Here is a 10,383-nt window from a genome sequence, read left to right on the forward strand (position 1 = left end):
TGGGAGGGACGAGGACACGAAGACTCAAAGCCGGGTTTCTTGTTTGCCCCTCCCCCTTAAGGGGGGACGCCGGGTGGGGGTGACCGAGCAGGGCACTCGAGCGACGTTGCATTTCAACCGCCTGCGTCCCCCATCAGTTGCTCGTCACCGCCAGCACTTCCTCCAGGGTGGTGAGGCCCTGGAGCGCTTTCTCGATGCCGTCCTGGCGCAGGGTGCGCATGCCGCTCTCGCCCAGGGCCACGTCGCGGACCTCGGCGGCGGTCTTGCCCGCCCCGATGGCGCGGCGCAGGGGGTCGTCGATCACCATCAGCTCGTGGATGCCCATGCGGCCCTTGTACCCGGTGCCGCCGCAGCGCGGGCAGCCCGAGCCGCGCACCAGGCTGCCGCCGCTGACCTGCGCTTCCGTCAGCCCCAGGCGGCGCAGCACGTTGGGGTCGGCGTTCGTGGGCTGCTTGCACTCGCCGCACACCTTTCTGACGAGGCGCTGGGCGAGCACCCCCACCACGGCGGCGGCGATGTTGAAGTGCTCCACGCCCATCTCCTCCATGCGGGTGATCGCGCCGGGGGCGTCGTTGGTGTGCAGGGTCGCCAGCACGAGGTGGCCGGTCAGCGCGGCCTCGGTGGCGATCTTGGCGGTCTCGGCGTCGCGGACCTCGCCCACGAAGATGATGTCGGGGTCCTGGCGGAGGAAGGCCCGCAGCGCCCGCGCGAAGGTCATGCCCGCCGCCACGTTGACCTGCGACTGCACGATGCCCGGAATCTCGTACTCGATGGGGTCCTCGATGGTCGTCGTGTTCTTCTCGGGGCGGGCGATGCGCTTGAGGGTCGAGAAAGAAGTGAAGGACTTGCCCGAGCCCGTGGGTCCGGTGACCAGGAAGATGCCGTTGGGCTTGTCGGTCACGTCGAGATACCGCTGGAAGTTGTGCTCGGAAAAGCCGAGCTGCTCGACTTCGGGGATGTTGCTCGCCTTTTGCAGGAGCCTCATCACGGCCTTCTCGCCGTACACGGTGGGCAGGGTCGAGAGGCGCAGGTCGATGTCGATGGACCCCTTCTTGAAGCGGATGCGCCCGTCCTGGGGCACGCGGCGCTCGGAGATGTCGAGGCTCCCCATGATCTTGATGCGCGCGAGGATGCTCTGGGCACTCCCCTTGGGCAACTCGTTTTGCTCGCGCAGCACGCCGTCGATGCGGTAACGCACGCGCACGGACGTCTCGGTGGGCTCGATGTGGATGTCCGAGGCCTCCTGGAGGGCCGCTTCCCGGATCAGGTTGTCCACCACCCGGACGACGGCGTTGTCGTCGAGCGCGGAGACGTCCACGTCGTCTTGCTTCTTCGCCTCGCGGCTCTTGCTCTCGGCGACGAGACGCTGGTTGAGGTTCGCCATGTCCTGGCTGCCGAAGTAGCGCTCGATCAAGCGAACGATGTCTTTTTCCGCCATCACCGCCGGGACGATCTCGCGGCCCGTGATCAGCTTGAGGTCGTCGAGCGCGAAGACGTTGCGCGGGTCTTTCATGGCGATGACGAGGGCCTCGCCCTGAATCCGCACGGGCACCACGAGGTAGCGGCGCGCCGTCGCCTCGGGAATCATCAGCGCGACCTTGGCGTCGGGCGGATTCTGCACGGGATCGAGGTACTCGTACCCGAGCTGCGCGGCGAGCGAGCGAGCGAGCATCTCGGGGCTGAGCTTGCCCGACTGGACGAGGGTGTCCTCGAGGCGCCCTCCGCCCGAGTTCTGCTTTTGCAGCGCCCCCTCGATCTCGTCGGCCTTGGCAAAGCCGAGTTCGAGGATGACCTCGCCGAGCGGCTTGACCTTGCCGCCGCGCGCCTGGACCTGGAGGGCTTCGCGCAGTTGCGCCCGCGACAGGGTGCCCTGCTGGACCATCTGCTCGCCGAGGCGGCCCCGCTGGGGGTAGAAGCGCTCGATCAGGGTCTCCACGTCGCGCGGCTTGGCGAGGACGAGCTGCACCGGGCGCCCCAGCACCGCCGCGAGGTCGTCGCGCCGCCGGGGATCGCTCGCCACGGCGACCACGCCCTGGGGGCCCTCGTCCACGGGCACGGCCTGGAGGCGCAGGGCGTCGGCGCGCAGCATCCCGCCGAGCACGTCCTCGGTGGGCTGGAAGTCGCGCGGGTTGCGCACGTAGGCGACCCCCGCCTGCTCGGCGAGCACCTCGTAGAGCTGGTCTTCGGTGAGGATGCCCTGGGTGACGAGCGTGGTGCCCAGCGGCTCGCCGGTCTGCTGCTGCACGTCGAGCGCGACCTGAAGCTGCGCCTCGCTCAATAGGCCCCGGGCGATCAGCCGCTGCCCGAGCCGACCCCCGCCCACGCCCTCCCCCGGCGCCTCGGTGGGCACGGGGGCCGAGAGGTCGAGCTCCGGGTAGTGGGTGGCGATGGACCACAGGATCTGGTCGCGCAGCGCCTGATAGGGCTCGATGATCAGCCCGCTGTCGTCCTCCAGCGCCTCGATGGACAGGCTGGAGAGGGGGTCGGCGAGCGCCACCCGCAGCGTCTCCCCGTCGAGCGCGAAGGGGAAGGCCTGCACCGTCTGGGCGGTCTGGGCGCTGATGGCGGCGACGGCCCCCGGCTCGGGCGTGATCACGAGCAGGTCCACCAGGGGAATCCCGAGCGCTTCCTCGATGGCCCGCGCGATGCGCTTCTCGCCCACCATGCCGGAGTCGATCAGGATGTCACTGAGCCGCCCGCCGACCTCCGCGTGGCGCACGAGCGCCTTTTGCAGGTCGAGGTCGTTCACGTACCCCTGCTCCAGCAAGATCGCGCCGAGGCGCCGGTCACCTATCGAGAGTGCCACAGTAGTCCTCCAGTCTTGGGTGGTGCGTCAGGCGGTGCGGGCCCGGGGTGGGCCGTGGGTGGGGGGGCGGAAGGCGGGGCGGGTCATTCAGGGCCGCCAGTCGTGGCCGTAGCGTTTGAGAACCGCCCGTTCGAGCTTTCTCGTCGCGCGGGTGTGCGGCAGGGCGTTGACCGTCAGGGGATGCACCAGGATGGTGTGCATTCCGGCGAGGTTGCCGCCCAGAACGTCGGTGAAGAGCTGGTCGCCCACCATCCCGACCTGCCGGGCGGGCAGGCCGAGCGAGTCGAGGGCCCGGTGGAAGGCGCGCGGGTTGGGCTTGCCCGCCATCCCCACCCCCTCGAAGCCGAGCTTGTCGAGCCAGAAGCGGGCGCGGCCCCCGGTCGCGTTGCTCAGGAGGTAGAGCCGGGTCTCCGCCCGGCGCAGGTCGGCCACCCAGCGCATCACGTCCGCCCGCTCCTCGTAGCTCCCATAGGGAATCAGGGTGTTGTCGAGGTCGAGGAGCAGGCCGCGCAGCCCGCGCTCGGCGAGAAAGTCCGGGTCGATGTCGCGGATGTGGTCGATCACGTCGCGCGGACGCAGCAGGCCCCGGGGAAGAGGCAGGCTCACGCCGCGCCCCCCTTCTCCCCCGGCAGGCCGATCACGGCCCACATCCGGCCCGTGCGCCCCCCGTCGCGGCGGTAGGAGTAGAACTCGGCCTCGGTCGAGCACCGCCCGCTCACCCAGATGTGGCCGGAGAGGAGCCCCGCCGTGAGCAGCACGGCCCGGTTGGCCTCCGCGAGGTCGAGGTGGGAGGCGCCGCCTTTTTCCAGAACGAAGTCACCCAGGCCCGCCTCCCGGAACCCCCGCGCCACGTCCGCGCCCACCGGATACCGCTCGCCGCAGATGCCGGGGCCGACCGCCGCCCGAATCTGCTCGGGCCTGGCCCCGCGCTCCACCATCGCCTCCACCGTGCGCGCCGCGATCCTTCCCAGCGTGCCCCGCCAGCCCGCGTGCGCCGCGCCGATCACGCCCGCCGCCTCGTCCGCGAGCAGGACCGGGTAGCAGTCCGCCGTGCCGACCGCGAGGAGGAGGCCCGGCTCGGTCGTCACCAGGGCGTCGCCGTCTTGCACGCCCGCTCGCGCCTCGCAAACCTGGGTGCCGTGGACCTGATTCAGGCGGGCCACCCGCTCCTCGTCGAAGCCGAGGGCCCCCGCCAGGCGGCGGCGGTTCTCGGCGACGAGCCCGGGGTCGTCCTCGCGGTCGTCGAGGTTCAGGCCCCCCCCGCCCGCAGGCGCCCCGTAGGCGCCCGTGGACACGCCCCCGGCGCGCGTGGTGAACGCGTGCGGCAGCGGTAACAGGGGGGAACGCAGCACCATCAGGCGGTCAGTATCGGTTCGCATGTCTCACCGAATTCTGACGGTCCGTTGAGCCAGCGGGGGCGGTCCGGTTACGCTTTGGATCACGGTGCGAAGACCCATCCTGGCCTGGGCGCTGACCCCGGACGAGAAACGCGACCCGGCGCGGGTGTGGGCGCGGTCCGACGTGGCGTTCTTCAGCGCGGGGGCCTGTCACGTCCTCGCCTTCGCGTTCCTGGCGGCGTCTCCCGGGGCGGGCTTCACGGCGCGCGTCCTCGTGCCGTGTGGAGGACGGCGGGGCACGCACGTCTACGTCACGGACGGCCAGATGGCCTTCGACGCGCAAGGCTTCGTGTCCGAGCGGGCGCTCCTCCGCCAGCACGTCCGGGCCTACCGCGCCCTGGACCCGGGGTGGCGGGCTGATCTCCATGAGGGTGGGGCTGACCTCGCCGCCTGCTGTCTTCGTTTCGGCCTCCAGCGTCCAGAAGCGTTTCTGCACGATCCTTTCCCCCGTGCCCGGGCTTATCTGGCCCACCCTCCCCTCCCCCTTGCACCCGCTCCAACGCCTAGACCCGCCGGGTTGCTACAGTCACGCCCATGACCGTTTCCGTTGACCTGTCGGGCAAGACCGCCCTCGTGATGGGCGTCGCCAACGCGCGCAGCCTCGGCTGGGCCATCGCGGAGCAGCTCCTGGCCGCCGGGTGCCGGGTGGGCTTTTCCTACCAGGGCGAGCGCCTCAGGGGCGAACTCGACAAGCTCCTCGCGGGCCGGGAGGGCGTGTGGTCCCAGCAGGCCGACGCGACGGTGGAAGAGGACCTGACGGCCCTGTTTACCCGCGTGCGCGACGAGTTCGGCGGCCTCGACATCCTCGTCCACTCCATCGCCTTCGCCCCCCGCACGGCGATGGAGGGCCGCTTCCTCGACACGACCCCCGAGGACTGGAACACGGCCCTCACCGTCAGCGCCTACACGCTCGTCTCTACCGCCCGTCACGCCGAGCCCCTGCTCCGGGACGGCGGCAGCATCGTCAGCCTGACGTACCACGCCTCGCAGCAGGTCGTGCCCAAGTACAACGTCATGGGCGTGGCGAAGGCGGCGCTGGAGGCGGCCACCCGCTACCTCGCCTCGGAGATGGGCGGCCAGGGAGTCCGCGTGAACACCATCAGCGCCGGGCCGATGCGCACCATCGCCGCCCGCTCGATCCCCGGCTTCGGCACGATGTACGAGAAGGCCGCCGCGAGTGCCCCCCTGGGCCGCAACGCCACCCCCGAGGAGGTCGGCAAACTGGCCCTCTTCCTGCTCTCGGACCTGGGCAGCGGCGTGACCGGCCAGACGATGTACGTGGACGCCGGGGCGAGCATCATGAGCATGAAGGTGGAATAGGACGCGGGAGGCAGTGAGCGGGACGCGGTGAATGAGTGCCCTTCCCGCGCATCGCGCCCTGCGTACCGCGCCCCTCCCCCCATTATCATCCGCCCATGACCTCCACGCCCGTGGCCCTCCTCCTGCTCACCGCCCAGCGGCACCACCTGGAAGACCACCCGCAGGAGCGGGCGCTGTCGGCGGCGTGGCAGAGGCGGGTGCTCTCGGCGCGGGCGGCGGGCTCCCTCGTCGTCCACGTGCAGTGGGACGGGGCCTCGGGAACGCCGGGCGAGACCTTCTCGCGGGGGTGGGTGCTGCACCCCGACTTCCGGGCGGAGGCGGGTGACCTGCCGCTGCGGGCCGCGCACCCCGACGCCTTCGCGGGCTCGGGGCTCGATGCCGAGTTGCGGCGGCGCGGGGTGACGAAACTCCACCTTCTGACCCTGCCCGGCACCGAGCTGTTGCCCGCCACGGCGGAGACGGCACGCGGCCTGGGGTACGAGGTCCGGGTTTTCGAAGCCCAGCCTCAAACGCTGGGAACCCCGGGGTGAGGGCCGCTCCCCTCTCCCCTGTCTAGGACCCGTGGAGAAAACTTTTCTCGCTGTGGCACAGCATTTTCTTCCTGGACGGACGCTGGCGGACCCAGAAGCATTTCCAAAACTGCTTTAAACTCTATGGCGGCGGGCGGGGGCGCGCTACAGTGGCGGGCGTGACGTGGCTGAAGCCGGTGAGCATCGACGGAGACGCGCAGGCCGCGTATAATGAGTTCCTGCGTGACCTGGAGGGGCGCCTCGCGGACCCGGCGACCGACCGGAGCGTGCTGGCGCGGGACATCCTCGCGCAGGCGATGTACGGGCGGGCGTACGGGCAACTCCTCGCGGACGCGCCCCTCGCGGCCCTGAACCTCGACGCGCGCAACGTGACCTTCGAGGCCGAGTCCTACATGGCGACCGACGCCGAGAGGTTCGCGCAGGTCAAGCCGCTGCTGTGGCTGTGGAAGAACCTCGACCTCACCCCGGTTGGGCAAAATCCGGTGACGGGCATTCCGGTGCGCCGCCTGCTCGCGGGGCACATCTTCAAGCGGGTCGGGCGCAACTTCAAGTGCTGGCAGAACGTCGAGTTCTCGGTCGGGTATAACATGGAGGTCGGCGACGACGTGGTGGTGCACCGTTACGTGCTGCTCGACGACATCGGCGGGATCGAGCTGCACGACGGCGCCTCGGTGAGCGACTACGTGAACATCTACAGCCACACGCACTCGGTCCTCGACGGGCCGGACGTGACCCTGCGCCGCACCGTGATCGGGCGCGGCGCGCGCATCACCTACCACTCGACGGTGCTCGCGGGCAGCGTGATCAGCGACGACGCGATGCTCGCCACCCACGCCCTGCTGCGGGGCGACATTCCCCCGCACGGCATCGCGATGGGCGTGCCCGCCAAGGTGACCCGCTTCAAGCTGCGCCTGCCGAGAGAGTACGACGTGGACGCCCGCGTCTACCCGCACGACCCCGGGCGCAAGGCCAACCCGCAGTTTCCGGGCCCCACGCCCAACCAGACGCGCAAGCCCGCGCCCGAGGAGAATCAGGTCAGGACCCCGCAGGAACAGAGCTGAGCCGGGGCCCGTACACTGCGTACACTGGGGGCATGACCAAACGCAGCAAGGTGTTCGTGCCCGCCGTGGTGACGGTCGCCAGCGTCGGCGTGGCTGCCGGAGCCGCCCTCTTGGCCCGCAACCGCAAGGATGACGTCAAAGACTTCATCGTCGCCCAGGTGTTCGAGCGCCCGGCGGCCAGAGCGAGTTACACCGAACTCGGGCAGGCGCTGGAGCGGGGCGGCAACCTCATCGCGGGGCGCGCCGCCCGCGCCGCCGACACCGAGGCGAACCGCGGGACCCTCACCCACATCATCGGGATCGAGCGGTGGGGGCAAAACCGGCTGCGGGTGGCGCTGGGCCAGCGCGAGTTCGAGCGCGACGAACATCACCCCTACAAGCCCCCCGCGGGCGTGACCCTGCGCGAGCTTCAGGACCTCCTCTCGCAGACCCGCTCGCAAACGGTGGACCTCACCCGGCAACTCCACGCCGCTCCCCCGCCCGAGGGCACGACCGTGGAGCACAACAGCCTGGGGCCGCTCACCCCCAAGGGCTGGCTGCGCTACCTCAACCAGCACGCCGACCTGGAGAGCCGCCGCCTGCGCGGGGCGAAGGAAGGCTGAGTCAAGCCAACCTCCGCCACCCTCCCGCCCGCGCCCGGCCCCTACGCTGGGCGCATGACGTTGCCTCCCCTGCTGACCATCGGCTACGAGAACGCCGATCTGGACGCCTTCCTCGCCACCCTGGGCGCGCACGGCGTGACCCTGCTCGTGGACACGCGCGAGCGGGCGCAAAGCCGCCGCCGGGGCTACAGCAAGACGGCGCTGTCGAACGCCCTGCGGAAGCGCGGCACCCTGTACCGCCACCTGCGCGCCCTGGGAACCCCGCCCAGCCTGCGCAAGGAGTACCGCCTGAGCCACGACTTCGGCCTCCTGACGCGCGGCTACCACGCCCACCTCGCCGCGCAGGGGGAGGCGCTGGAGGAACTGGGCACCCTTGCCGCCGGACACCGCACCTGCCTGCTGTGCTACGAGGCCGATCCCGGCGCGTGCCACCGCTCGCTGATCGCCGCCCGGTTGCGGGAGCTGGGATTGGTGGGGGAAGTGGAGCACCTCCATGTCGGGAGCCCCTGAAGACCGCATAAAAGTGTAAGAGGGCCTCGCGTACCCTCGGGGCAATGAGCGTTCTGAACGGACTACTTCAGGTCATGGTCAAGGGGGGGGCCAGCGACATCCACCTGCGGGCGGGAACGGCCCCGGCGGGCCGCGTGAACGGCCTGATCCAGCGCTTCGGCGAGGCGCGGCTGACGCCCGAGCACGTCGAGGTCTTCGCCCGCGAGATGATGAACCGCCCCGGCATGTGGGAGGACTTCGTGACCCGCCGCGAGGCCGACTTCGCCTACGGGGTGCCGGGCCTCGCCCGCTTCCGGGTGAACGCCTACTTCCAGCGCGGCTCGGTGGGCCTGATCATGCGCGTGATCGAGGACAAGCCCATCCCCTCCTTCGCCGACCTCGGCCTCCCCGCCTCCACCTTCGAGGGCCTCGCGGCCCACGAGCGCGGCCTGATCCTGGTGACCGGGCCCACCGGCTCGGGCAAGACCACCACCCTCGCTTCCATCATCGACTACATCAACGCGACGAGCCCGGTGAACATCGTCACCCTCGAAGACCCCATCGAGGTCGTCCACCGCGACAAGACGGCCCTGATCTCCCAGCGCGAACTCGGCACCGACACGATGACCTTCTCCGCCGGGCTGCGCGCCTCCATGCGCCAGGACCCCGACGTGATCCTGATCGGCGAGATGCGCGACAAGGAGACCGTGGAGGCCGCCCTCTCCGCCGCGCAGACCGGGCACCTCGTCTTCTCCACCCTGCACACCCAGGACGCCGTGCGGACGGTCAACCGCATCATCGACTTCTTTGCCCCCCACGAGCGCGACCAGATTCGCCTGGGGCTGTCGGAGAGTCTCGTCGCCGTCATCAGCCAGCGCCTGTTGCCGAGGCTGGGCGGCGGGCGCGTGCTGGGCATGGAAATCCTGCTGGGCACCCCCACCGTCCGCGAGTGCCTCAAGGACGTGGACCGCATGGAGGAGATCAAGCAGGCCCTGATGGAGGGCGGCGCGCGCGGGATGCACACCTTCGACCAGCACCTCGCCGAACTCGTCTCCGCGGGCCTGATGAGCGAGGACGACGCCATGCAGGCCGCCACCAGCCCCCACGAACTCAAAATCATGATGATGACCCGGCAGTACGCGTAAGGGCGGGGCCTCCTCTCCCCCTTTGACCGTCCCTTGAGCGGGCCTCCACACAGTGAGGGCGGGCGGGATTGCCCTGCTGTGCCCGGCGTCCAATTCGACCATGACGAAGAACGGACAGATGGACCCGTCGGAACGGCTCGTGGCGGGCTTTGTCGGGGCGATGGTCGGGTTTTTCGCCTTCTCGTACGGACAACCGGCCCAGAAGGTGATCATCGGGGGCTTCGCGGTGGTGATCCTGACCGTGGCGATCCTGGGGCGAAACCCGTTGGCGAAGGAGTAGGAGAGCCCAGAGCAGGGAGGCGGGCCTGAGCGTCCGCCTTTTTCCGTATATACCGTATATACTCAGGCGGGGTGAGCCCATGACCAGAAGCAAAGTTTTCAAAAGTGGGAACAGCCAGGCGGTCCGGATTCCCCAGGAACTCGCTTTGCCTTACGGCGAGGTCGAGATTACCCGCCGTGGCCGAGATTTGATCATCACACCGCTCAAGCAACAGGACGGGGCCGCGATCTACGACGCCCTGGCCTCTATCGAAGGGCCCATCGAGCGCGAGCAGCCCACGGAGCAACAGGAGCGGGAACCCATCCTGTGAGCCGTCCCCGGCTGTATCTTCTCGACACCAACATCTGCATCTCCATCATGAACGAGGACCCGCGACGGGTGCGGGCACGGATGGCCGAGGTGACGGAGGCGGGCCACAGCCTCGGCATCTCCAGCCTCTCCCTCCATGAGTTGTGGTTCGGCGTGTGGCGGAGTTCCAGGCAGGCCACCAACGCCAGGCGACTCACCAACTTCCTGGCTGATCTGTACGTCTTTCCCTTCGAGAACAGCGCCGCAGAAAAAGCCGCCGAAGTCCGCGCCAGTCTAACAGGACTTTGTCAGTCAGGGGCGGCGCTCAGCCGCCCCTAGCCGTGGTGACCGATCCTGGCAGGCGTGCCCGTCCCCCACAACTGGCAGCGGTCGTTTTCCGACTTCCTGTCTCCTTGTCTGAAAATCTTCGACCATCCCAAGCAGCGCACCTGCCTCCCCAGATAC

At 69.7% G+C, this 10,383-nt stretch carries 13 protein-coding genes; 10 read left to right on the top strand and 3 right to left on the bottom strand.

The features are described 5' to 3' along the window. Nucleotides 1-133: 133 nt before the first annotated feature. The 3 genes from A7B18_RS18160 to pgeF form a co-directional block, all read right to left on the bottom strand. Entirely contained in the window at nt 134-2,806 is a 2,673-nt protein-coding gene (locus tag A7B18_RS18160) for a type II/IV secretion system protein (RefSeq protein WP_180970228.1), read from the bottom strand. Nucleotides 2,807-2,893: 87 nt separating this feature from the next. Beyond that, complete coding sequence (locus A7B18_RS18165) at nt 2,894-3,412, bottom strand: YqeG family HAD IIIA-type phosphatase (RefSeq protein ID WP_425430339.1); 519 nt, start codon at nt 3,410-3,412, stop codon at nt 2,894-2,896. After that, entirely contained in the window at nt 3,409-4,185 is a 777-nt protein-coding gene (gene pgeF, locus A7B18_RS18170) for a peptidoglycan editing factor PgeF (protein WP_102128106.1), read from the bottom strand. The genes A7B18_RS18165 and pgeF overlap by 4 nt, the downstream gene beginning before the upstream one ends. A 64-nt stretch (nt 4,186-4,249) precedes the next feature. Between pgeF and A7B18_RS21595 the strand changes: the two genes are divergently transcribed. The 10 genes from A7B18_RS21595 to A7B18_RS18210 all read left to right on the top strand — a co-directional run bounded on the left by A7B18_RS21595 (nt 4,250) and on the right by A7B18_RS18210 (nt 10,257). Next, the gene (locus tag A7B18_RS21595) at nt 4,250-4,741 is read left to right on the top strand and encodes a hypothetical protein (RefSeq protein WP_146009585.1); all 492 of its coding nucleotides are present in this window, start codon (nt 4,250-4,252) and stop codon (nt 4,739-4,741) included. Next, nucleotides 4,738-5,523, top strand: coding sequence for an enoyl-ACP reductase FabI (locus A7B18_RS18175; protein WP_102128107.1), 786 nt, complete (start codon nt 4,738-4,740; stop codon nt 5,521-5,523). The genes A7B18_RS21595 and A7B18_RS18175 overlap by 4 nt, the downstream gene beginning before the upstream one ends. A gap of 95 nt (nt 5,524-5,618) precedes the next feature. Further along, nucleotides 5,619-6,053, top strand: coding sequence for an isochorismatase family protein (locus A7B18_RS18180; RefSeq protein ID WP_102128108.1), 435 nt, complete (start codon nt 5,619-5,621; stop codon nt 6,051-6,053). A gap of 158 nt (nt 6,054-6,211) precedes the next feature. Further along, nucleotides 6,212-7,114: an acyltransferase gene (locus tag A7B18_RS18185; protein WP_180970230.1), complete on the top strand. Its 903-nt coding sequence runs from the start codon at nt 6,212-6,214 to the stop codon at nt 7,112-7,114. Nucleotides 7,115-7,146: 32 nt separating this feature from the next. Next, on the top strand, nt 7,147-7,716 hold the full coding sequence (locus tag A7B18_RS18190) for a DNA-binding protein (protein WP_102128109.1): 570 nt from the start codon (nt 7,147-7,149) through the stop codon (nt 7,714-7,716). 54 nt (nt 7,717-7,770) lie between these two features. After that, the gene (locus A7B18_RS18195) at nt 7,771-8,226 is read left to right on the top strand and encodes a DUF488 domain-containing protein (RefSeq protein WP_102128110.1); all 456 of its coding nucleotides are present in this window, start codon (nt 7,771-7,773) and stop codon (nt 8,224-8,226) included. A 44-nt stretch (nt 8,227-8,270) separates the two neighbouring features. Next, nucleotides 8,271-9,350: a PilT/PilU family type 4a pilus ATPase gene (locus tag A7B18_RS18200; protein WP_102128111.1), complete on the top strand. Its 1,080-nt coding sequence runs from the start codon at nt 8,271-8,273 to the stop codon at nt 9,348-9,350. A gap of 100 nt (nt 9,351-9,450) precedes the next feature. Next, nucleotides 9,451-9,630, top strand: coding sequence for a hypothetical protein (locus A7B18_RS21600; protein WP_146009586.1), 180 nt, complete (start codon nt 9,451-9,453; stop codon nt 9,628-9,630). Between the two features lie 79 nt (nt 9,631-9,709). Next, on the top strand, nt 9,710-9,940 hold the full coding sequence (locus A7B18_RS18205) for an antitoxin (RefSeq protein WP_102128112.1): 231 nt from the start codon (nt 9,710-9,712) through the stop codon (nt 9,938-9,940). Further along, nucleotides 9,937-10,257 (top strand): PIN domain-containing protein, encoded by a 321-nt coding sequence (locus A7B18_RS18210; RefSeq protein ID WP_102128113.1) that lies wholly within the window; start codon nt 9,937-9,939, stop codon nt 10,255-10,257. Before A7B18_RS18205 ends, A7B18_RS18210 begins: the two co-directional genes overlap by 4 nt. Nucleotides 10,258-10,383 lie beyond the last annotated feature (126 nt).

It is taken from the genome of Deinococcus planocerae (genome assembly GCF_002869765.1).
Taxonomy (GTDB): domain Bacteria; phylum Deinococcota; class Deinococci; order Deinococcales; family Deinococcaceae; genus Deinococcus; species Deinococcus planocerae.

What these genes read in the sequence shown, in the direction of transcription:
- pgeF (WP_102128106.1), bottom strand. Translation starts at nt 4,185, where the DNA reads ATGCGAACCGATACTGACCGCCTGATGGTGCTGCGTTCCCCCCTGTTA.
- A7B18_RS21600 (WP_146009586.1), top strand. Translation starts at nt 9,451, where the DNA reads ATGACGAAGAACGGACAGATGGACCCGTCGGAACGGCTCGTGGCGGGC.
- A7B18_RS18190 (WP_102128109.1), top strand. Translation starts at nt 7,147, where the DNA reads ATGACCAAACGCAGCAAGGTGTTCGTGCCCGCCGTGGTGACGGTCGCC.
- A7B18_RS18180 (WP_102128108.1), top strand. Translation starts at nt 5,619, where the DNA reads ATGACCTCCACGCCCGTGGCCCTCCTCCTGCTCACCGCCCAGCGGCAC.
- A7B18_RS18200 (WP_102128111.1), top strand. Translation starts at nt 8,271, where the DNA reads ATGAGCGTTCTGAACGGACTACTTCAGGTCATGGTCAAGGGGGGGGCC.
- A7B18_RS18175 (WP_102128107.1), top strand. Translation starts at nt 4,738, where the DNA reads ATGACCGTTTCCGTTGACCTGTCGGGCAAGACCGCCCTCGTGATGGGC.
- A7B18_RS18205 (WP_102128112.1), top strand. Translation starts at nt 9,710, where the DNA reads ATGACCAGAAGCAAAGTTTTCAAAAGTGGGAACAGCCAGGCGGTCCGG.
- A7B18_RS18195 (WP_102128110.1), top strand. Translation starts at nt 7,771, where the DNA reads ATGACGTTGCCTCCCCTGCTGACCATCGGCTACGAGAACGCCGATCTG.